At 75.0% G+C, this 21,918-nt stretch carries 18 protein-coding genes; 13 read left to right on the forward strand and 5 right to left on the reverse strand.

Annotation, left to right across the window (positions count from 1 at the left end; genetic code table 11):
• Positions 1–39: 39 nt before the first annotated feature.
• Positions 40–864 carry an LPXTG cell wall anchor domain-containing protein gene (locus AB0P35_RS14780; protein WP_363510575.1) on the reverse strand — a complete coding sequence of 275 codons (825 nt, stop codon included), beginning with the start codon at positions 862–864 and terminating at the stop codon, positions 40–42.
• Between the two features lie 191 nt (positions 865–1,055).
• Between AB0P35_RS14780 and AB0P35_RS14785 the strand changes: the two genes are divergently transcribed.
• The 6 genes from AB0P35_RS14785 to AB0P35_RS14810 all read left to right on the forward strand — a co-directional run bounded on the left by AB0P35_RS14785 (position 1,056) and on the right by AB0P35_RS14810 (position 8,968).
• Positions 1,056–2,282, forward strand: a complete 1,227-nt coding sequence (locus AB0P35_RS14785) for a benzoate/H(+) symporter BenE family transporter (RefSeq protein WP_363510578.1) — start codon at positions 1,056–1,058, stop codon at positions 2,280–2,282.
• 337 nt (positions 2,283–2,619) lie between these two features.
• A complete protein-coding gene (locus tag AB0P35_RS14790; protein WP_363510581.1) occupies positions 2,620–4,206 on the forward strand; it encodes a peptidoglycan-binding protein in 1,587 nt (528 codons plus the stop codon).
• Positions 4,203–4,883: an ABC transporter ATP-binding protein gene (locus AB0P35_RS14795; RefSeq protein ID WP_363510584.1), complete on the forward strand. Its 681-nt coding sequence runs from the start codon at positions 4,203–4,205 to the stop codon at positions 4,881–4,883. Before AB0P35_RS14790 ends, AB0P35_RS14795 begins: the two co-directional genes overlap by 4 nt.
• Positions 4,883–6,133 carry an ABC transporter permease gene (locus AB0P35_RS14800; RefSeq protein WP_363510587.1) on the forward strand — a complete coding sequence of 417 codons (1,251 nt, stop codon included), beginning with the start codon at positions 4,883–4,885 and terminating at the stop codon, positions 6,131–6,133. Before AB0P35_RS14795 ends, AB0P35_RS14800 begins: the two co-directional genes overlap by 1 nt.
• Before the next feature lie 169 nt (positions 6,134–6,302).
• Entirely contained in the window at positions 6,303–7,529 is a 1,227-nt protein-coding gene (locus tag AB0P35_RS14805) for a M64 family metallopeptidase (RefSeq protein WP_363510590.1), read from the forward strand.
• 113 nt (positions 7,530–7,642) lie between these two features.
• Positions 7,643–8,968, forward strand: coding sequence for an MFS transporter (locus AB0P35_RS14810; protein ID WP_363510593.1), 1,326 nt, complete (start codon positions 7,643–7,645; stop codon positions 8,966–8,968).
• Between the two features lie 114 nt (positions 8,969–9,082).
• Here the strand turns inward: AB0P35_RS14810 and AB0P35_RS14815 are convergent, their stop codons facing one another.
• Complete coding sequence (locus AB0P35_RS14815) at positions 9,083–9,916, reverse strand: maleylpyruvate isomerase family mycothiol-dependent enzyme (protein ID WP_095873894.1); 834 nt, start codon at positions 9,914–9,916, stop codon at positions 9,083–9,085.
• A gap of 156 nt (positions 9,917–10,072) precedes the next feature.
• On the opposite strand from AB0P35_RS14815, the gene AB0P35_RS14820 reads away from it, so the two are divergent.
• The 3 genes from AB0P35_RS14820 (at position 10,073) to AB0P35_RS14830 (ending at position 12,726) form a co-directional block, all read left to right on the forward strand.
• The gene (locus tag AB0P35_RS14820) at positions 10,073–10,870 is read left to right on the forward strand and encodes a carbon-nitrogen family hydrolase (protein ID WP_095873895.1); all 798 of its coding nucleotides are present in this window, start codon (positions 10,073–10,075) and stop codon (positions 10,868–10,870) included.
• Between the two features lie 192 nt (positions 10,871–11,062).
• Positions 11,063–11,956 carry a GntR family transcriptional regulator gene (locus AB0P35_RS14825; protein ID WP_363510597.1) on the forward strand — a complete coding sequence of 298 codons (894 nt, stop codon included), beginning with the start codon at positions 11,063–11,065 and terminating at the stop codon, positions 11,954–11,956.
• A gap of 119 nt (positions 11,957–12,075) precedes the next feature.
• Complete coding sequence (locus AB0P35_RS14830) at positions 12,076–12,726, forward strand: hypothetical protein (protein ID WP_363510600.1); 651 nt, start codon at positions 12,076–12,078, stop codon at positions 12,724–12,726.
• A 65-nt stretch (positions 12,727–12,791) separates the two neighbouring features.
• On the opposite strand, the gene AB0P35_RS14835 is transcribed toward AB0P35_RS14830, so the two are convergent.
• Entirely contained in the window at positions 12,792–13,577 is a 786-nt protein-coding gene (locus AB0P35_RS14835; RefSeq protein ID WP_363510602.1) for an SLATT domain-containing protein, read from the reverse strand.
• A 444-nt stretch (positions 13,578–14,021) separates the two neighbouring features.
• Here AB0P35_RS14835 and purD point away from each other — a divergent pair, with 444 nt between their 5' ends.
• The 4 genes from purD (at position 14,022) to AB0P35_RS14855 (ending at position 19,886) form a co-directional block, all read left to right on the forward strand.
• Complete coding sequence (gene purD / locus AB0P35_RS14840; protein ID WP_363510604.1) at positions 14,022–15,263, forward strand: phosphoribosylamine--glycine ligase; 1,242 nt, start codon at positions 14,022–14,024, stop codon at positions 15,261–15,263.
• Positions 15,264–15,765: 502 nt separating this feature from the next.
• Positions 15,766–17,238, forward strand: coding sequence for a hypothetical protein (locus AB0P35_RS14845; RefSeq protein WP_363510607.1), 1,473 nt, complete (start codon positions 15,766–15,768; stop codon positions 17,236–17,238).
• A 163-nt stretch (positions 17,239–17,401) separates the two neighbouring features.
• Positions 17,402–18,943, forward strand: a complete 1,542-nt coding sequence (locus AB0P35_RS14850; protein ID WP_363510609.1) for a N,N-dimethylformamidase beta subunit family domain-containing protein — start codon at positions 17,402–17,404, stop codon at positions 18,941–18,943.
• A 43-nt stretch (positions 18,944–18,986) separates the two neighbouring features.
• Positions 18,987–19,886, forward strand: a complete 900-nt coding sequence (locus AB0P35_RS14855) for a phosphoribosylaminoimidazolesuccinocarboxamide synthase (RefSeq protein ID WP_363510612.1) — start codon at positions 18,987–18,989, stop codon at positions 19,884–19,886.
• Between the two features lie 88 nt (positions 19,887–19,974).
• Here AB0P35_RS14855 and AB0P35_RS14860 read toward each other — a convergent pair whose 3' ends face one another.
• Together AB0P35_RS14860 and AB0P35_RS14865 are read right to left on the reverse strand one after the other, a co-directional pair.
• Positions 19,975–20,589, reverse strand: coding sequence for a response regulator transcription factor (locus AB0P35_RS14860; RefSeq protein ID WP_363510615.1), 615 nt, complete (start codon positions 20,587–20,589; stop codon positions 19,975–19,977).
• Positions 20,586–21,827 carry a sensor histidine kinase gene (locus tag AB0P35_RS14865; RefSeq protein WP_363510618.1) on the reverse strand — a complete coding sequence of 414 codons (1,242 nt, stop codon included), beginning with the start codon at positions 21,825–21,827 and terminating at the stop codon, positions 20,586–20,588. The genes AB0P35_RS14860 and AB0P35_RS14865 overlap by 4 nt, the downstream gene beginning before the upstream one ends.
• Positions 21,828–21,918: the final 91 nt, after the last annotated feature.

Below are 21,918 nucleotides of genomic sequence, written 5' to 3' on the forward strand. Positions count from 1 at the left end.
CCTTCGTGGGGGCGGGGCCGGCCGGTTTTCCGGGGCGGATCAGCGGCGGGCGAGGCGCTTGACGGTGAGGAGGACGGCGCCACCGAGGGCGAGGGCAGCTGCGCCGGAGGCGAAGAGGAAGGCGGTGGCCGAGGAGGTGCCGGTCTGGGCCAGCTCGGTGGCGGGGGCGGTGGGTGCCGCGGGGGTGGCGGTGCGGGTCGCGGTCGGGGTGGCGGCGGTCGGGACGAGCGCGGCCGTGGTGGGGGTGGGCTTGGCCGTGGTGGGGGTCGGCTTGGGCGCGGGCTTCGGGTGCTTCACGGCGAGCCGGAAGGTGGCGAGCCGGTCCTGGGCGCCCGGTGCGGTGGCGATGTCGATCCGTGTGACGTCGGCGGCCTTCGCCGAGACGCTGACGCGGAACATGTACCGGTGGGCCTGGCCGGCCGGCACCGTCTCGGCGAGCGACGAGGTGTCCACCAGCACGCCCGGGTCGCAGGCGTGGCGCAGCGGCAGCCGCTTCCAATGGCCGTGGGACATCACCTCGACCGTCAGGTCCTCGGGGGCCACGTGCACCAGCTTGCCGCTGCCCGGGACGATCTCGGCGGAGAACAGCGAGAGCCTCGGGACCATGTCGGGGTACGGCTTCGCGGTGTCGTTGAGCTGCTCCAGGCCGAACTCCGCGGCGGCACCGCCCGCGGTGACACTCGTCGGCACCGGTGCGACGAAGGCCGCCGGGGCGGCCGCGGCGGGCTGCGGGTTCGGGAGCTCGCCGCAGGCCCAGGCGGCGGTGCCGCCGGTGAGGACGGGCAGGGCGACGCCGATGGCGAGGGCGGCGGTGGTGGTGACGGTGGCGTTGCGGACGAAACGGGAGATAACGGGCGCGCGCATGACTGGTCCCCCCAGGGCGGTGTGCTGATGGTGTGTGGGTGAAGGTGCCCGGCGCTTCGGCCTCCCGGCTTTGCCCGCCGGTCCCGCTCTCCGTGCCTTCACCCTCATAGACGTGCAGCGGGCCCAGAGGTTGCAGCTCGTTCCGAGAAATATTCTCGGGGCTTCCGAAGGCCCTCGGAGATACTGCTCCCATGTCCGATCGTCAGACCGCGGTGCAGGTCGAGGCCGCCCCCGCCCCGCCCGAGCCCCGGCCCTCGCTGCGGCGTGACGTCTCGCTGCCGGCCCTGCTGGCCGGACTCGTCTGCATCGCCGTCTCCTTCTCCGGGCCCCTGGTGGTGGTGCTCGCCGCGGCCGCCGCCGGTCACCTGGACCCGGCGCACACCGCCTCCTGGATCTGGGCGGTGTCGATCGGCAGCGGCCTCACCTGCCTGCTGCTCAGCTGGTGGACCCGGACACCGGTGATCACCGCCTGGTCCACGCCCGGTGCCGCCCTGCTGGTGGGCAGCCTCGGCGCGTATCCGTACCGGGAGGCGGTCGGCGCCTTCCTGGTCTCCTCCGCGGCGGTGGCCGTGTTCGGCGCCACCGGCCTGTTCGGGCGTCTGGTGCGGGCCGTCCCGGCCGGCATCGTCAACGCGATGCTGGCCGGCATCCTGTTCACCTTCGGCGCCGGGATCTTCACCGAGTTGCGAGGCGCTCCCGTCCTGGTGCTCGGCTCCTTCGCGGCCTTCCTGCTCGCCAAGCGGTGGGTGCCGCGGTACGCCGTCCCGCTGGCGCTGCTGGCCGGTGCGGTGCTGGCCGCGGCCACCGTCGGGCTGCCGCTGCACCTCGGCTCGGGCGGGCCGACCCGCCCGGTGCTCACCGCACCGTCCTTCTCCTGGGCGGCGACCGTCGGCCTGGCACTGCCGCTGACCATCGTCGCGCTGGCCTCGCAGAACGCCCCCGGCCTCGGCATCATGCGGGCCTCCGGCTACCGGCCGGACGACCGGCTGCTGGTCGGGGCGACCGGCGCGGTCTCCGTCCTGCTGGCGCCGTTCGGCTCGCCCGGCGTCAACCTGGCCGCGATCACCGCGGCGATCTGCACCAGCGAGGAGAGCCACCCCGACCCCCGGCGGCGCTATGTCGCCGGCATGTCGGCCGGTGCGCTGTACCTGGTGGTGGGCAGCTTCGGCGGCGTGCTGGTCAGCCTGTTCACCGGGCTGCCGCACGTGCTGATCGCGGTGATCGCCGGGGTGGCGCTGCTCGCCTCCTTCCAGGGCAGCCTGGCCGGCGCGGTGGCCGACGAGCACGGCCGGGACGGCGCCGTGGTGACCTTCCTGGCGACCGCCTCGGGGATGACGCTGTTCGGCATCGGCGCGCCCTTCTGGGGCCTGCTGCTCGGTGTCGCCACCCACCTCGTGCTGCACCACCGCCGGGGCTGAGAACCGCCTCCGCCGAATCCCGCGCCATTCCGTCCGAATCGCCCCGAATACCGGGGACGGGTTCGTGGGCGCCCTTCGCCGCGGCCGTCGTCCGGACGGCGGAACCCAGGGTGCGATCTTGCTCGTGATGTGCTCGGAGGAATGCCCCGAACGGCCGAATTCCGTGCGGGTACGGGCAATTCGGCGCGACATTCGCGGCCCGCAGATCGTATGGCGCGGCGGCCCTCGCGGGTAGGCTGAGGCGGCTCGATCCGGATGCGGTGGGGAATTCGGAATCATCCGCTCCGGTGCACGTGAATTCCTCCGACGAGCAGCGGCGATGGCTGGTGACATGGCATTGAGCGATCTGATTCGGGAACCCGACCGGGAATTCGACGGGGAGGAACCCGAGCCCGAGCCCGAACCCGAGGCGGCCGGCCCCGGCCGTTCGCGCATGGTGCGGCGGCGCCGGGCCCTGGTGGCGGTCGCCGCCTCCGCGGCGCTGGTCGCCTGCGGCGGCTTGGGCGCGGCCGGCCTCGTCAGGTCGCCCGCCGAGCGGGCCGCCGACACCGCCCCGCCGCCCGGCACCCTGCTGACGGCCGAGGCGGAGATGAAGGTGCTGACCCGTTCCACCGTCACCCGCGGCCAGGTCTATCCGCCGACCCGGTACGACGTCACGCCGGCCTCCTCCTCGCCGGAGATCACCCAGCTGTACGTCTCCGCGTTGGCCGTCAAGGCGGGCGACGCGGTCGCCAACGGGCAGCTGATGGCCGAGGTCTCCGGCCGGCCGCTGTTCGTCCTCAAGGGGGCGGTGCCGGCCTACCGGGACCTCAAGCCGGGCGCGAGCGGCCCGGACGTCGCCCAGCTGCAGGCCGCGCTGGCCGAACTCGGTCACGGCCGGGGCCCGGACGCCGAGGGCGAGTACGGGCCGGGCACCGCGCAGGCCGTCACCGACTTCTACCGCGGGCTCGGCCACCCGGCACGGACCGCGGGCGCCGCCGCCGAGCAGACCGTGGACGCCGCGAAGCGCGCCGTGGAGGCCGACCAGCGCACGGTCGACGAGCTGAAGTCCGCCCAGAACTCCGGAGCCGCCACGGCCCGGCAGAGCACCGCCGCCGCCCCCTCCGCCGGCCCCTCTTCCACCGCCGCCGCACCGTCCGCGCTCTCCGCCCCGCCGGAGGCGGCGCCGTCGGACCTGGCCGCGCAGCTCGACCAGGCAGAGCGGCGGCTGGCCGACGACCGGGGGGCCCTGGCCAAGGCCGAGGCGGCCGACGGGCCGGTGGTACCGGCCGGCGAAGTGGTGTTCCTGCCCGTGCTGCCGGCCGCCGTCACCGCCGTCAACGCGGCCGTCGGCTCCCCGGTCGCCGGACCGCTGCTCTCGCTGACCAGCGGGGACCTGGTGGTCACCGGTCAGCTCACTCCCGGTCAGGCGCCGGGGATCACCGCGGGCATGGCGGTGGAGATCCTCTCCGAGGCGACCGGCACGGTGCTGCAGGGCAAGGTCGCCGAACTCGGCCCACGGACCACCGTGGCGCCGGCCGGCCGGGTGGTCTCGATCGGTGGTGCCGTGGCCCCGGCCGGCACCGGCGCGGGCTCCGGCGGGGCGGCCGCGCCCCCGGCGAACGCGGCGCCGGCCGCCCCGCCCGCGGCCGCGTACGTGCCGCTGCGGATCACCCCCGCCGAGGCGCTGCCCGCCGCGCTGAGCGGCCAGAACGTCCGCATCACCGTGCAGCGCAGTGCCACCGCCCAGCCGGTGCTGTGCGTCCCGGTCGCCGCCGTGTACACCGACGCCACCGGGCGGACGGCGGTCACCCGGATCGGCTCGGGGGGCCGGAGGGTGACCGTGCCGGTGACCACCGGGGCGAACGCCGACGGGTACGTGGCCGTCACTCCCGTGCAGGCCGCGCAGCTGCAGCCGGGCGACCAGGTGGTGGTCGGCCGGTGAACGAGGTCATCCGGCTCGACGGGGTGGGCCGCAGCTTCGCGGGCCCGCCGCCGGTCACCGCGCTGCACCCCTGCGACCTGGCGGTCCGGCGCGGCGAGTTCGTCGCCGTGACCGGCCCGTCCGGCTCCGGCAAGTCCACCCTGCTGCACCTGATGGGCCTGCTCGACACCCCGACCACCGGCCGCTACACGCTGGACGGCATCGACACCGGCCGGCTCTCCGACCGGGACCGCTCCACCCTGCGCGGCCGCCGGATCGGCTTCGTCTTCCAGTCCTTCCACCTGCTGCCGCACCGCACCGCCGAGGAGAACGTGCAGCTCGCCCAGGTCTACAACCGCACCCCCCGCGAGCAGCGCCGGGCCGCCGCCGTGGAGGCGCTGCGGCGGGTCGGCCTCGGCCACCGGACGGAGGCACTGCCCACCACCCTGTCCGGCGGCGAGCGGCAGCGGGTCGCGATCGCCCGCGCCCTGGTCAACCGGCCCGACCTGCTGCTCTGCGACGAGCCCACCGGCAACCTGGACTCCGCGAGCGCCGATGCCGTGCTGGAGCAGTTCGAGCGGCTCAACGACGAGGGCTACACCCTGCTGATGATCACCCACGATGCCGCGGTGGCCGCCCGGGCCCGCCGGGTCGTCCGGATCGCGGACGGCCGGCTGACCGAACCGGCGGCCGTCTGATGGCCGGCACCGGGCCGGTCGGCCCGCCCTCCCAGCTGGGCGCGCGCGACCTGCTCTCCGAGGCGGTGGCCGGCGTCCTGCAGCGCCCCGGACGCTCGGCGCTCACCACGCTCGGCACCGTCCTCGGCATCGGCGCGTTCGTCGCCGTTCTCGGCCTGACCGCCACCGCCTCCGGCCAGATCGGTGCCCGGTTCGACCTGGCCCGGGCGACCACCGTCACCGCCACCGACCACCCGGTGACGGACGGCGTCCCGCCCGGCGCCAACCCGCCGACCGGCTTTCCCGCCGACTCCGACGCCCGGGCCGGCCGGATCGACGGTGTCACCGCGGCCGGCCTGTGGTGGCGGATCCCCTCGGACGACCTGCGGATCTCCGCCGCCCCCGCGGCGGGCCCCGGCGTCCAGGGGCTGGCCCTGTTCGCCGCCACCCCCGGCGCCGTCGCCGCGATGCACCCGACCCTGGCCGCCGGGGTCACCCTCGACCCGTACGCCCAGAGCGCGGCCCTGCCGGTGGTGCTGCTCAGCCGGACGGCCGCGACCAGACTCGGGGTGACCCGACTGGACGCCCAGCCCGCGATCTTCATCCAGGGACTGCCGTACACCGTGATCGGCGTCTACGACCAGGTCGAGCGGCTGCCGGACACCCTGCTCGGAGTGATCGTCCCCGGCTCCACGGCGCTGGAGCGCTTCGGCAACCCCGGCACCGGCGGCGACGAGGCGGCGCACCTGCTCGCCGCCACCCGGGCCGGCGCCGCCGACGTGGTCGCCGGGCAACTGGCCGTCGCGCTGCGCCCGGACGCCCCGGACCTGCTGACCGTCAACGCGCCGCCGGACCCGCACGGCCTGCGCGACCGCGTCACCTCCGACCTCACCGGCCTCTTCCTGGCACTGGCCGCGATCTGCCTGGTGGTGGGCGCCGTCGGGATCGCCAACACCACCCTCGTCGCCGTCCTCGAACGCACTCCCGAGATCGGCCTGCGGCGCTCGCTGGGCGCCCGTACCCGGCACATCGCGGCGCAGTTCCTCACCGAGTCGACCGCGCTCGGCACCCTCGGCGGCCTGATCGGTACCTGCCTGGGTGTGCTCACCGTCCTCGCGGTGGCCGCCGCCCGCGACTGGACGGCCGTGCTGCAGCCCTGGGCGACCCTGCCGGCGCCGCTGATCGGCTCCGCGGTCGGGCTGCTCGCCGGGCTCTACCCGGCAGTCCGGGCGGCCCGGACCGATCCGCTCACCGCCCTGCGCGGCGGCTGATCGCGGGGCGGCCGGGAGGCCGGAAGCGAGCCGACACGCCGAGAGGGCATTGGGCCGGTCCGGCGAACTTCGGGTGCGTCCGGTCGGCCGGGCGTGTCGTCACGGGTACGTCTGTGCGACCACCACCCGGGCCCCCGCCGGGTGACCGGAGCCCGGAGGACGCACCCGCATGCCGCCTGGCAACCCTGGCCGGATCGTCCGGAGTCTGGCCGCTCTCGTGCTGATGTCGGCCGCCGTGCTGCCCGCAGCGCTCGAAGTCGCGGCACCCGCACCCTCCGCGGTGATAGGGCCGCCCGTCGGCCCGCTCACCGACCGGGGAGCGCCGCCCACCCCGAACCGGATCGACCTCCGGGCACCCGGCGCCGCCCCCAGCGTGGACATCCGCCGGTCCGGCGACCCCGCCAACCGGATCACCCTCGTCCTGCTCGGCGACGGCTACACCGCCGCCCAGCAGCCGCTCTTCCGCGAGGAGGCCGACCGGGCCTGGCGGGCGCTGATGGAGATCGAGCCGTTCCGCACCTACCAGAACTTCTTCAACATACGGCGGGTCGAGGTCGTCTCCCCGGTCTCCGGCATAGCCGAGGGCGACGACGGACGGCCCGCCGGCACCCCGCTCGGCATGCACTTCTGGTGCGAGGGCACCGCCCGGCTGCTCTGTGCGGACGAGTCCGCGACCGCCCGCTACGCCGGCGAGGACGCCGGACCCCAGTACCTGATAGCGCTCGCCAACTCCGAGGAGTACGGCGGCGCGGGCGGCACCGGCGTGACCACCCTCTCCGGCGGCAGCCCCGACGCGGGCCGGATCATCCAGCACGAGATCGGGCACACCGTCGGCGACCTCGGCGACGAGTACGACAGCGCCCCCGACGACCCCGACTACGCCAACCTCTCGGCGGTCGACGCGGACGAGATGCTGCGGAGCCACACCAAGTGGTGGCGCTGGCTCGGCGCCGTCTCACCGGACGGCGGCGGCGTGGTCGGCGCCTACCGCAGCGCCAACGGCCTCTACCGGCCCACCGCCGACTCCGTGATGCGCACCCTGGGCGGCCAGTACAACCTGCCCTCGCGCGAGGCGATCGTCGAGCAGATCTACCGCCGGGTGAAACCGCTGGACGGCGCCTCGCCCACGCCCGGGGTGGTCTCCGGACGGCCGCGGCTCCAGGTGAGCGCCGTGCCGCTGGACGGCCCGCGCCAACTCGCCGTCGAGTGGACGGTCAACGGGCGCCCCGTCGCGGCCCCCGGCGGCACCTGGCTCGACACCGCCGGCCTCAACCTCGCGCCCGGCGCCCGGGCCACCGTCACCGCGACCGTCCGCGACACCACCGACTGGGTGCGGGACGAGGCCTTCCGGGATCGCTTCATGACCCGCACCGTGAGCTGGACGCTGGCCGGCTGAGCGGGCAGCCCCGTGGCCCCGACCGGACAGGACGGTCCGCGGACGTCCGGGGAGCCATCCGGTTCGTACCCTGCCGGATTGATCCGGTCATGGGATGACTAGGCTCAGGGGCCATGAGCGCGGACCCTGTCGGCACCACCCGTCCCCCGTCTCCCGCCGTCCCGACGCCGTCCCTCGCCCGGCCCGTCCCGCCGGGCGGCCGCGCCGCCTGGGCGGCCTGGGCGGTCGGCGCCTCGGTCTACGTCCTCGCGGTGGTCCACCGCACCAGCCTCGGCGTCGCAGGCCTGGACGCCGCCGCCCGCTTCGGCATCGGCGCCTCCGCCCTCTCCACCTTCGCCATCCTGCAGGTGCTGGTGTACGCCGCCATGCAGATCCCGGTCGGGCTGCTGGTGGACCGCCAGGGCGCACGACGGGTACTGCTGCTGGGCGTCCTGCTGATGAGCACCGGCCAGCTCGCCTTCGCCTTCGCCATCTCCTTCGGCCCGGCCCTCGCCTCCCGGGCCGTGCTCGGCTGCGGCGACGCCATGACCTTCATCAGCGTGCTCCGGATCGCGGCGCACTGGTTCCCGGCCGCCAGGAACCCGCTGATCGCCCAGCTCACCGGCCTGGTCGGGGTCGGCGGCAACCTCGTCACCACCGTCGTCCTCGCCCGCGCCCTGCACGAGCAGGGCTGGACGGCCACCTTCGGGGCCATCTCACTGGCGGGCGTCGGGATCTTCGCGCTCGTCGGGCTCGTCCTGCGGGAGGGGCCCGGCCACGACCGGCGGACCCGTCGCAGCAGCACCGCTGCTCCCGCCGTCCCCGTTCCCGTCCGCCGGCAGATCCGGGACGCCTGGGCCGAACCCGGCACCCGGCTCGGCCTCTGGGTGCACTTCACCACCGCCTTCCCCGCCGCCGCCTTCGGCCTGCTCTGGGGCATGCCCTACCTGGTCGAGGGACAGGGCATGAGCCGCACCGCGGCCGGCGGACTGCTCACCCTGCTGGTGGTCAGCAACATGGTCTTCGCGCTGGTCTTCGGCCGGGCGGTCTCCCGCAACCCGCGCAGCCGGATGCCGCTCACCCTCGCGGTGATCACCGCGACCGCGCTCTGCTGGACCGCCACCCTCGGCTGGCCCGGCGGCCGCCCGCCGCTCTGGCTGCTGGTCGTCCTGATCGCCGTCATGGGCAGCAACGGCCCCGCCTCGCTGGTCGGCCTCGACTACGCCCGCTCGCACAACCCGGCCGAGCGGCTCGGCACCGCCTCCGGCATCGCCAACATGGGCGGCTTCGTCGGCGCCGTCGTCACCCTGTTCGGCATCGGCGTCCTGCTCGACGCCCTCGCCGACACCGGCGGCACCCACTCCGCCGAGGCCTACCGCTGGGCCTTCTGCTGGCAGTACGTGCCGCTGGCGCTCGGCACCTTCATGATCTTCCGGCTCCGCCGGAAGGCCGGGCACTGACTGCGGGCAGGTAGACGCTCTTCGAGCCCCTCACGAGGCCGAACGGGTGATCTGGCGGTCGGCGGGCGTCGTGCGGGGGTACGGCGGCGCGCGCGTGGTGCTCCCGGGACGGGGTCAGGGAGTCAGTGCGAAGTGGGCGAGGATGCGGGCGGCCAGCTCGGTGTCTCCGTCGACGCGGACGGATTGGGCGGCGATCTCCGGGCGGACGCGGCCGCACGCGAGCCGGAGGTAGGTCTCCCAGTCGAGGTGGAACTGGACGTCCGGGGCCAGGCCGACGGAGGTGTCCACGCTGCCGCGGCCGGAGGCGTCCACCCGGACGGTGCGCAGGAACTCCAGCGGGCCGCTGACGTCGAAGACCACCGTGCAGCCGGCCGGGGCGCCGGCGAGGCGGGCGACCACCTTGGGCAGGCCCTGGACCAGGTAGTCGCGGGTGACCTCGGCGCCGGGGGAGTTCAGGTTGCCGGGGACGCGGAGGGCGCGCCGCAGGTCTTGCTCGTGCACCCACACGTCGAAGGCGCGGTTGCGCAGCAGCTCGGCGTAGCTGATGTCCCGGGCGAGCGGGCCGGCCGGCCAGCGGACCAGGTCGTCCGGCTGCTGGCGGGCGTTGCGCAGTGCGCGCGAGCGGCGGATGACGGTGTACTCCAGCTCGCTGGTGATCTCCACCGGGGTGTGGCAGCGGCGCTTGTCGACCGGCAGCTCGACGTACCGGGCGAACTCGGTGGTGACGTGTCGCAGGTCGCGGGGGAGGGCGTGGATCGGCCGGGGATCGCCGAGCAGCTCGGACTCGACGGCGATGATGTGCGAGACGACGTCGCGGACCGACCAGCCGGGGCACTCGGTGGGCCGGTTCCACGAGTCGGTCGGCAGCGGGGCCAGCAGCTCGGTCACGGACTCGATGGACTGCGTCCACGCGTCGGTGTAAGCCTGCACGGTCTGGTTGTCCGTCACGGGAATCTCCGGCCCTCCGTCAGCTTCCAACACGCGCCGCCGCCTGCCGCCGGGACCTGGGGGCGCAAGTGCTACCCGCACGTTACGCTGTCGGGTCACAGCAGGGCAGCGCTTTCGGGTGATGATCGTAGGACTCTTGCCGTGGACGGTGGTACTGTGCGCGCTTCATTGATCCAACTCGCGGTCTCCGACGCCGAGCCGCCCGCCGAGCGGCGGTCCCGCGCTGCGGCGCTGGTCAGGGCCCAGGAGGCGGCCGATCTCGTGGTGCTTCCCGAGTTGTGGCCGCTCGGCGGCTTCGCCTACGAGGCGTGGTCGACCGGGGCGGAACCGTTGGACGGGCCCACCGCGGAGACGATGTCGGCAGCCGCCAGGGCCGCCCGGGTGTGGCTGCACGCCGGTTCGATCGTCGAACGCGATCCGGACGGTCCGATCTACAACACCTCGCTGTTGTTCGCGCCGGACGGCAGCCTCACCCACACCTACCGCAAGATCCACCGCTTCGGCTTCGACAGCGGCGAGGCGGTCGTGATGGGCGCGGGCCAGGAGATCGTCACCGCCGCCACCGATCTGGGCCGGCTCGGTCTCGCCACCTGCTACGACCTGCGCTTCCCCGAGCTGTTCCGGGCGCTGCTGGACGACGGCGCCGAACTGCTGGTGGTGCCGGCCGCCTGGCCGGCGCGCCGCCGCGAGCACTGGACCCTGCTGGCCCGTGCCCGCGCCGTCGAGGAGCAGGCCTTCGTGCTGGCCTGCAACACCGCGGGCACCCACGGCGGCGTCCCGCAGGCCGGGCACAGCCTGGTGGTGGACCCGTGGGGCCGGGTCCTCGGCGAGGCCGGCGAGGACGAGGAGGTCCTCACCGTGGAGTTCGACCCGGCCGAGGTGGGCAAGGCCCGCGCCGACTTCCCGGTGCACCGGGACCGGCTGCTCGGCATTCCCGCCCCCGTCCAGCGCTGACCCGACCGTCCCCGCGGGCCCGCCCCGCGGTCCTGCCGTGCCGCGAGTCCGGGCCGGACCGCCCGCCGACGCGGGCTGTCCGGATATGGGCGTGATGGGGGACTTGTGCACCACGGGGTCGTCTTTGAGAAGATGAGCCGCCATCGCCTTCCGCGCTGGCCCCGTGACACCAGCCGAGGAGGGGTGGCCCGCATGTACGGCACCGGTGCCGCCCGTCCCCCGATCCAGCGCAACAGCCTGCGCGAGCAGATCGCCGACGCGCTGCGCGAGGAGATGATGGCCGGCCGCCTGGCGGCCGGCCGGAACTTCACCGTCAAGGAGATCGCCGAGCTCTACGGCGTGTCCGCGACCCCGGCCCGCGAGGCGATGGTCGACCTCGCCGCCCAGGGCCTGCTCCGTACCGAGCACCACCGCGGCTTCACCGTGCCCGCCTTCACCTGGCGGGACTTCCTGGAGATCTTCGAGGCGCGCACCCTGCTCACCGACAGCGCGCTGCGCCGCCTCACCGCCCACCCGGCCAGCGGCTCCGGCGGCTACGACTGGTCCCGGATGCCCTCACTGCGCCGCCGGGCCGACGCTGCGGCCCGCGCCTCCCGGCAGGGCCAGCTCGACGTGCTGGTCGGCTGCGACCTGCGGTTCTGGCAGGAGGCCGCGGCGCTGCTCGGGAACGCCCGGATCGCCGACTACCTCGGCTGGCTGCGGGTGCAGTCCTGGATGTTCGCAGCCCCGTACCTGCGGCAGGTCGCCGACCTCGGCGGGACCTGCTGGGACCGGCACGGCGACCTGGTCGACCGGATCGAGGCCCGCGACCTGGCCGGCGCGCACCGGGTGGTCAACGACTACAACCTGTTCACGGTGGAGCTGCTGGCCCGGCTGGCGGGGGAGGACGTCGAGTCGGTGCCGGTCCTGGCACTGCTGCGCGCCCCGCTCGCGGCCGCCGCGGCGGACGGCCCGCCGCCGGCCGCCCGGACCGCGGCGCCGGACGAGGCCACCCGGGTGCCGCTGCCGCGCGCCGTCCCGCCGGGGCGGTTCGGACGCCCGGTGCGGCCGACCGGGCCGGTGCCGGACCGGACCTCCCCGTCCTGAGCCCGCGCCCGCCGTCCTCGGCCCGCCGCTCCCGCGGGCACCGGTAGGGTGGCGCTCGTTCCCCGACCACCGTCGGCGGCGCCCGCCCGTCCCGAACCCCGGAGAGGATGAGCCGGCTCATGGCCTGCGACCTCTGGCTCGTCCCGCTCGTGGACGTCCTCACCTACAGCCCCGAGAACCCCTTCCGGGACGACCTCGTCCGCTACAACGCGGTGCTGGCCGGCCACGGGCTGCCCGAGGTGCCGGTGCACGGCTACGCGCCGGGCATCACCGGTGAGGTCGAGCCGATAGCCGCCTTCGACTACGACTCGCTCCACTTCCTGCGCCGCGCCTACCTGTTGGGCGTGACCGGCTTCCAGATCACCCCGGTGGACGCGCTCGGCGGCGACTACGAGCAGCTGCTGGAGATGTTCGAGTCCACCGCCGAACAGTCGCACCTGGTCTGGCACTTCGACCATGCCGGGGCCTACGTGCCGGTGGAGTTCCCCGTCCCGCTGGTGGACGACGCGCTGCTGGCGACCGGCGGCCCGCTCGGCTCCTCCTACGGGCTGCTGCGCGAACTGCAGGCGGTGGCGCCGGTGTTGGGCATCGATGTGCTCGAACCGCCGTCGCCGACCCGGCCGCTCTCGCCGACCGGGCTGGAGCAGCCCTTCGCCCCGCCGCTGGACGAGGCCCACCACCCGTTCGCGCGGGAGCGCCACGCCTGGGCCGGCCTCTACGCGGCGGCCACCCGCAGTGTCACCCAGGGCTCGATGATCGTCTTCGCCTGAGGGTCCGCCCCGGGGGACAACTGAGGGCGGGCCCGTGGGGCCCGCCCTGCGTTCGCGGTGCGCGGTCAGCGCAGCGGGCCCTCCGGCGGGCGCTGGCGCGGCATGGTGGGCCGGTTGCCGGGCGGCGGCAGTACCCGCACCTGGGCGCCGATCCCGCCCTCGGAGCGGCCGCCCCAGACGCCGGGCGACTGGGTGGGCAGCTGGGTCATCGAGGCGCGGAACTCCAGCATCCACTCCGAGGTCTCGGTGCGGACCATGTCGGAGACGTCCTCGCAGAACCGCCGCAGCACGCCCAGGCACCGCTCGGCGGCCTCGCCCGCGGTGCCCTCGGTGGGCCCGAGCACCTCGCGGACGCACTCCGAGGCCCAGTCGAACTGGAAGGCCTCCAGCCGCCGTTGCAGCGCCTGCGCGGTGGAGACGTCCCGCATCCAGCCGGAGGTGAGGCCGAAGGCGCGGTCGGTCAGCAGACAGGCCGCGGACAGCGCCAGGCCGACGTAGCCCCAGCCGGCCGAGCTCTCCAGCGCGCCGGTCAGCCCGACCAGCGGGGCGCTCACCCCGGCCACCCCGGTGACCGCGGCGCAGAAGCGCAGCAGTCGGGCCCAACGGCGCTTCCAGACACGGTCCTTGCGGTACCAGTCGATCGCCTCCACGGCCCGCTCCTCGGACCAGCGGTAGAGCTCCTCGAGCCGCTCGGCCGGCTCGCCCCAGTCACCCAGCGGGAACTGACGGGCGCTCAGATCGGTGCGGTGGCGCGTCGGTGTGCGGCCGGCCGCGGCCACCGGGGGCTGGTCCTCCTCGCCGACGTCCTTGCCCCAGGGGCTCTCCTCGGGTTGCATTTCCGGCTGGCTCACCTGTGGGGCTCCCTGTGGCGGGTGACAGTGCAGTCCTGGCTGGACACCAGGCTGACGGTGTGTCGAACCGACGCATCGTCTGACATGGCTCCGTGCGCGGGGGGTGTGAGCCGCCCATGGTGCCGTGCTCCGGCAGTTCGCCGGTTCTCGTCCATCAGCACTTCTTACCCCCAAATGGCTTACCGTGGGGGCGCTTCGGCTGTGATCGTTATTTGAATTCGGGTCCGGAAGCCGAGGTGAGAGGGTTTCGTCGGGCGGCGAGATTTCACTCTTCCGAGCGAGGCCCGGAGCGCCTCCGGACATGACCGCGGCCCCTTGGCGTCGCACCGGACCACCTCGGATTGGACGATCCTCCAGATCGGATGCGCCGAAAAGCGGCACCATTGGAGGTTTCGCCACGGGCGGCGGGAGGGCGGAACCGGCCACCGACTACCCTTGCCAAGCGTGAAGGTCCTCGTAATCGGCGGCGGCGCCCGCGAACACGCCCTGTGCCGCTCACTGTCCCTCGATCCCGCTGTCACCGAGCTGCACTGCGCCCCGGGCAACGCCGGGATCGCGCAGGTCGCCGCGGTGCACCCGGTCGACCAGCTGGACGGCGCGGCCGTCACCGCCCTGGCCCGCGAGCTCGCCGCCGACCTGGTGGTGGTGGGCCCGGAGGCCCCGCTGGTGGCCGGCGTCGCCGACCCGCTGCGCGCGGCCGGCATCCCCGTCTTCGGCCCGTCCGCCGAGGCGGCGCAGCTGGAGGGCTCCAAGGCCTTCGCCAAGGACGTGATGGCCGCCGCCGGCGTGCCGACCGCCCGTTCCTACGTCTGCACCACCGCCGACGAGGCGGCCGCCGCGCTGGACGCCTTCGGCGCCCCCTACGTGGTCAAGGACGACGGCCTGGCCGCCGGCAAGGGCGTCGTGGTCACCTCCGACCGCGAGGCCGCGCTGGCCCACGCCGCGGCCTGCGAGCGCGTGGTGATCGAGGAGTACCTGGACGGCCCCGAGGTCTCGCTCTTCGCGATCACCGACGGCACCACCGTGCTGCCGCTCGTCCCCGCGCAGGACTTCAAGCGCGCCCTGGACGGCGACGAGGGCCCCAACACCGGCGGCATGGGCGCCTACTCCCCGCTGCCCTGGGCGCCCGAGGGCCTGGTCGACGACGTGCTCGCCACCGTCCTCCAGCCGACCGTGGACGAGCTCCGCCGCCGCGGCACCCCCTTCTCCGGCCTGCTCTACGCCGGTCTGGCGCTGACCTCGCGCGGCACCCGGGTGATCGAGTTCAACGCCCGCTTCGGCGACCCCGAGACCCAGGTCGTGCTGGCCCGGCTGCGCACCCCGCTGGCCGGCGTGCTGCTGGCCGCCGCCGACGGCACCCTCGGCGGCCTGGAGCCGCTGCGCTGGGACGAGGGCGCCGCCGTGACCGTGGTGCTGGCCTCCGAGGGCTACCCGGCCGCGCCGCGCACCGGCGACCCGATCGAGGGCCTGGACGAGGTCGCCGACGAGCACACCTACGTGCTGCACGCGGGCACCCGCACGGGGGAGAGCGGCGAGGTGCTCAGCGCCGGCGGCCGCGTGCTGTCGGTCACCGCGACCGGCGCCGACATCGCCGAGGCGCGCGAGCGCGCCTACCGCGGCATCGCGCGGATCTCGCTCAAGGGCGCGCACCACCGCACCGACATCGCGTTGAAGGCCGCGCAGTAGCGCACGCCGTCCGACGGCGCCGAGGGCGCTGCCTCCGCGGGGGACACCCCCATGGGCGCAGCGCCCTCGGCCGTTTCCCGGGCCCCGCGCCGGCGCGTGGGAGGTTCCCCGAGGCCGGGAATCCAGCCCTTCGGGTGACTCCTCGGGCATCCGGCTGACGCAACCGGGGCTCCGGTCGTAGGGTGCGCTGAATCGCGCCCGCCCGCGGTGCCGCCACCGCGGCCGCCACCGGGTGGGGCGACGCTCCCGGGGGGATGCTGGGGGCGTCCGGATTGTCCGTGCCGTCACCAGGACGAGTGGAAAGCGGTGCGATCCGGAACACCCACCTGTACGAGGGCGTCAAAACTGTCAGAAGAGCCATGCAGGATGCACAACCGGGGGCGGCTGCCGCCGTGTCCCGGTCGGATACTGATCATTTCGAGTCGCTCGGACGTCCTGGCCGCCGGTCCTTTCGACCAAGGCCGACCGGCGTCCGACCGCTCCGAAGGGGGTGCCGCGCCGAATGGCCGCTGTCGACGCCGCACGCGCGCATGCCCAGGCCGTGCTGCGAATCCGTGGCTGGGCCCTGGCTGCCACCGTTCTCCCCGCCGCCCTGGCCGTCGTGCTGCTGGCGGGCCGCTTCACCGGCCGGATCGGCGCGCCGGGCTCGCCCGACGCCGGGCCGTGGGACGCCGTCCGCTGGGCGGTGGCCGCCGTCGCCGTCCTGGCCCTGGTGACGGGCTGGCTGGTCCGCCGCTCGCACCGCACGGCCGTGCCGCCGGTCACCCCGGCGGTCCCGGTCCGCCCCGAGGAGGCTCCGGAGCTCTACCGGCTGCTGGCCGACCTCGCGGAGCGCCTGGAGGTGCCGGCGCCCTCCGGGATCGCGCTGACCCCGGACTGCGACAGCTGGCTGGAGGAGCCGCCCGGCCCGCACCGCCGGGGCGCCCCGCACCCGGCGCCCGTGCTGGTGATCGGCTCGCCCTTCCTGTGGTGGATGCGGGCCGGTGAGCTGCGGGCCCTGCTGGCCCCCGTGGTGGCCGGCACGGCCGTCGCCGCCGACACCGACATCGCCGCCGCCCGCCGCTTCGTCCGCAGCCTGGACGCGGCGCTCGGCGAGCCGCACCGCGGGCCGGCCGCCGTGATCGACCGGATCAACCGCGCCCTGCTCGGCGCCTGCCGCGACCACTCCGCGGAGCTGGAGCGCTCGGCCGCCGCCTGGGCCTCGCACCAGGCCAGGGCGGTCGACTACGGCATGCGGATCGCTGCGCAGGAGCAGGTCGGCCTCGCCTACGCGGGCTGGGACCGCCTGCTCACCCGGGTCGCGCTGCCCGCCTGGCGGCTCGGCCGCCACCCGGAGCACCTCAACGCGGGCGTGGTCGCCGCGCTCACCGAGCTGGCCCGCCGCGACCGGCTCGCCGACGGCTACGAGACGCGGCTCGGCGACCGGCCCGCCTGCGACCTGCTGGAGGAGCCGGGCCGGGTGGACACCGCCGTCTCGCTGCTCGCCGCCGAGCTGCTCCACCAGGTGCCGTCCAACGGCTGGCAGCCGCTCGACTGGGAGGCCTACCCGGTCGAGGTCGCCGCCCGCGGCTGGCGCGAGAAGGCCGCCGTGCTGCAGGCCGCCCTCGACGGCGCCGGCTCCGGCCGCCGGGAGGGGCCGCCGCTCGCGCAGGTGCTCGCCCGGCTCGCCGCCGAAGGCGGTGACGCACTTGCCGCCGCCCTGGCCGCCCGCTGCGGCCCCGCCGGTCTCGGCCGCAACGCGCGCGACCTGCTCGCGGACCACCTCACCGCGATGGTCTGCTGCGCGGTGGTGGACGCGGGCGCCGCCGTCCCCGGCCTGGACTGGCTGGACGGCCCCGTCCTGCTGATGGGCGGGGTGCGGCGGGCCGACCTCGTGGCCGTGGTCGGCCAGGCCGTCGAACTCGGCAAGGACGCACCGCTGCGCGGCTGGTTGGAGACGGCGGGCGTGCGGCTCGCGCGCCCCGTGCGCAGTTGATGATGAATCAGGCCTAATCGGGCGTCTTGCCTACCAGTTGCTACGGTGGGGTGACGCAGTGCCAGCAACCTGTGGTGTGCTGGACCGCACGCACATCCGTGTGGCACATGCCAGTCGCGGACGGGCGGGCCGAGCCTGACGCCGGCGACCGTGGGAGGGGCGCGTGGGGACGGAACTCAACCGCCGCTGGGAGTCCGGCACGCTGGCGCACGGCGTGTCCGACCCCTTCGGCCAGGGGCCGCTGCCGTGGCTGCGCAGCCCCGACCAGTACCTCGCCGACGGCGGGGTGCCCTGGTACGTCAGCGTGGACGCGCCCGGCCAGCAGCCGCTGACCGCGCCCAGGCCCGCACCGCCGGTCAACAGCCCGGCGAACTCCGACGACGTCGACCAGCAGATCAAGGGCTTCGCCTCGGCCGGTGTGGTCCGGCCGGGCGGCGCGGTGGACTTCCGGGTGACGGTGAACCCGCCCCGCGAGTTCACCGTGGACGTCTACCGGATCGGCCACTACGGCGGCGACGGCGCCCGCCAGGTCTCCTCCAGCCCGCTGATCTCCGGGCTGTCGCAGGCTCCGCCGCTGGTCGTCGGCCGGACGGTCTCCTGCCACCACTGGTGGCAGTCCTGGCGGCTGCACATCCCCGCGCACTGGCGTGCCGGGGCGTACGTCGCGGTGCTCACCACCGCCGACAACCGGCACCGCAGCCACGTCCCCTTCACCGTCCGGGACGCGGACCCGGCGCACCCCGCGGACCTGCTGCTCGTCCTGCCCGACGTGACCTGGCAGGCGTACAACCTCTTCCCGGAGGACGGGCACACCGGGGCCAGCCTCTACCACGCCTGGGACGGCGAGGGGCGGCTGGTCGGCGAGGCCGAGGCCGCCGTCACCGTCTCCTTCGACCGCCCGCACGCCGGTGCCGGGCTGCCGCTGCACGTCGGGCACGCCTACGACTTCATCCGCTGGGCCGAGCGGTACGGCTACGACCTCGCCTACGCCACCGCCACCGATCTGCACGCCGGGCTGGTCGAGCCGGAGCGGCACCGGGCGATGGTCTTCCCCGGGCACGACGAGTACTGGTCGGAGCCGATGCGGCGGACGGTCGAGCACGCCCGGGACACCGGCACCTCGCTGGTGTTCCTCTCCGCCAACACCATGTACTGGCGGGTCGACCTCTCCCCGGGGCCGTCCGGCGAGCCGCACCGGCTGCTCAACTGCCGCAAGCGGCAGAAGGTCCCGGCGGGCAGCCCGGCGGCCGGGCTGCCCGGCACCGCGGGGGCGCTCTGGCGCGAGGCGGGCGAGCCCGAACAGGCACTGCTCGGCGTGCAGTACGCCGGCCGGGTGCCCGTGCCCGCCCCCATGATCGCCCGCAACACCGGCCACTGGCTGTGGGCCGGCACCGGCCTGCAGGACGGCGACCCGCTGCCCGGCCTGGTGGCCGGGGAGGCCGACCACTACCACCCGCGGGCGCCGCTGCCCGACCACACCGAACGGATCCTGCTCGCCCACTCCCCGTACCGGGACAGCGCCGGGCGGCTGCGCCACCAGCAGAGCTCCCTGTACCGGGCACCGAGCGGCGCGTACGTCTTCGCGGCCGGCACCTTCGCCTGGTCGCCCGCGCTGGACCGTCCCGGGCACACCGACGAGCGTGTCCAGCGCGCCACAGCCAACCTGCTCGACCACCTCTGCAAGGAGGCCGGGGTGCGGGCGTGAAAGACTCGGGCCGTCAGCCCCCTTCCCTGAGGACGAGACGACCTTGAGCGGATTTGTCACCAAGCCCGAGCCCGTCCAGGTACCCGGCCTGGTCCACCTGCACACCGGCAAGGTGCGCGACCTGTACCGTGCCGCCAACGGCGACCTGGTGATGGTGGCCAGCGACCGCACCTCCGCCTTCGACTGGGTGCTGCCCAACGAGATCCCGGACAAGGGCCGCATCCTCACCCAGCTCTCGCTGTGGTGGTTCGAGCGGATCGCCGACATCGTGCCCAACCACGTCGTCTCCACCGAGCTGCCGGCCGGAGCCCCCGCGGACTGGAAGGGGCGCACCCTGATCTGCCGCAGCCTGGACATGGTGCCCGTCGAGTGCGTCGCCCGCGGCTACCTGACCGGCTCCGGCCTCGCCGAGTACCGGGACTCCCGCACCGTCTGCGGCATCGCCCTCCCCGAGGGCCTGGAGGACGGCTCCGAGCTGCCCGCTCCCCTCTACACCCCGGCCCTCAAGGCCGAGGTCGGCGAGCACGACGAGAACGTCCCCTACGAGGAGACCGCCCGCCGGCTCGGTGCCGAACTCGCCGCCACCCTGCGGCAGACCACGCTGGCCGTGTACTCCCGCGCCCGGGACATCGCCCGCGAGCGGGGCATCATCCTGGCCGACACCAAGTTCGAGTTCGGCCTGCTGGACGGCGAGCTGGTCATCGGCGACGAGGTGCTGACCCCGGACTCCTCCCGTTTCTGGCCCGCAGACGAGTGGAAGCCCGGCCAGGTGCAGCCCTCCTTCGACAAGCAGATCATCCGCAACTGGCTGGCCTCGCCGGAGTCCGGCTGGGACCGCACCGGCGAGGAGCCGCCGCCGGCGCTGCCCGCGGAGATCGTCGAGCGGACCCGCGCCAAGTACATCGAGGCCTACGAGCGTCTCACCGGCACCTCCTGGGTCTGAGAGGAGCGCCGCCGAGGGGCAGCCACCGGGGTGCGGAACTTCCGCACCGAGGGTGGCTGCCCCTCGGCCTTGCCTGCCGGCGTCGGGCCTAGAGCCAGCCGTGTTCGCGGGCTATCCGGACGGCGGCGTGGCGGTTCTCGGCGCCGAGCTTGCCGGCGGCGGAGGAGAGGTAGTTGCGGACGGTGCCGGGGGAGAGGGCGGCCCGTTCGGCGATCTCGGCGATCGGGGCGCCGTGGGCGGCCAGCTCCAGGACGTCCGTCTCGCGCGGGGTCAGCGGGCTGTCGCCCGCGCTGATGGCGTCGGCGGCGAGTTCCGGGTCGACGTAGCGGCCGCCCGCGACGACCGTGCGGATGATCCCGGCGAGGTCGGAGGCGGAGACGGTCTTCGGCAGGAAGCCGCGGACCCCGACCTCCAGCGCCCGCTTGAGGTAGCCGGGCCGCCCGTGCCCGGTGACGATCATCGTCCGGCAGCCCGGCAGGACGTGCCGCAGTTCGGCGGCGACCTCGATCCCGTCCAGCCCGGGCATCTGCAGGTCGAGGACGGCGACGTCGGGCCGGTGCGCGCGGGCCATCGCCAGGGCCTCCGGCCCGGACGCGGCCTGGGCGACGACCTGCAGATCGTCCTCCAGCCCGAGCAGCGTGGCGAGGGCCCCGCGGATGAGGTGCTCGTCGTCGGCGAGCAGGATGCGGACGGGATCGGTCACGGGGCGGCCACCTCCAGGGCCGGAAGGGCGAGGGGGAGCGATGCGGTGAGTCGGAAGCGGCCGGCGCCGGGGGCCGGCAGGGCGAGCCCGCCGCCGTGGGCGGCGAGCCGCTCGCGCAGGCCGAGCAGGCCGGTGCCGGGCTGCTCGCGGCCGGCGGTCCGCTCGGTGACGCCGTCGTTCTCGACCTCCAGCCGGACGTGGCCGCCGTCGAGGCGCAGGGTGACGGTGCAGTGCGCGGCCTCGCTGTGCCGCAGCACATTGGTGGTGGCCTCGCGGACCACCCAGCCGAGCACGGACTGGGCGACGGCCGGCAGGGCGGCGGCGTCCGGGCCGAGGTCGATCTCGCACTCGACACCGGCCGCACGCAGGACCGAGCGTGCCCCGGCGACCTCGGCGGCCAGATCGGCGGTGCGGTAGCCGCGGACCACCTCGCGGACCTCGCGCTGCGACTCCTGGGCGATCCGCTGGACCTCGACCATCTGGTCGGCGGCCTCCGTCCGGCCGCGGCGGGCGAGCTGCACGGCGAGCTCGCTCTTGAGCGCGATGGTGGTGAGGTTGCGGCCGAGCACGTCGTGCAGGTCCCGGGAGAAGCGCAGGCGTTCCTCGGCGACGGCGAGCCGGGCCTGGGCCTCGCGGGCGGCGTCGAGTTCCCAGACCACGGCGACGATCCAGGCGGAGCCGCGCCAGGTGGCACCGACCATGGCCATCGCGATTCCGGCGCCGACGGCCAGGCCGACCGCGGCGCCGGCCGGCACGCCGGCCAGCACGGCGACGGGGACGCTGACCGCCAGCCCCGCCAGCCCGAGCGGAGCGGAGGCCTTCACCGGGAGGGCGATGGCCAGCGGGGCGAACCAGAAGACCAGCAGCCAGGTGGCGGTGGCGACGCCGGCCGGGACGGGCTCCTCGACGGTCGGGTGGCCGGCACCGAGGAAGACCCAGTAGCCCGCCAACGTGCCGGCGCTGAAGGCGGCCAGCCAGCCGGTGGGCCGGGCCCGGCGGCCGAGGTAGTGCGCGAGGCCGGTGCGGCAGCAGACGATGAAGAGCGCCGTGGAGGCCAGGGAGGCGGCGACGACGGCGATGGCGACGGCGCCGGGCAGCTCCTTCTCCTTCTGCCCCGAGAGGGCTCCGCCGAGGAGGAGCGGCTGCAGCAGCCCGGTCAGGTAGAGGGACCAGCGGATGAAGATCTCGGTGAGCTTCGGTTTGCCCAGGTCCCGCCAGCGCCGCGACGGCTTCGGCATGTCCACGTCGTCCCCTCTCGACGGATGCACGGTCGTCAGATCCTCCCATCAGCGGTGGCCGCCGGATTCCTCCGGTGCGGCAGGGGCGGCG

The organism is Kitasatospora sp. NPDC085879 (genome assembly GCF_040686255.1).
In the GTDB taxonomy this organism is placed as follows: domain Bacteria; phylum Actinomycetota; class Actinomycetes; order Streptomycetales; family Streptomycetaceae; genus Kitasatospora.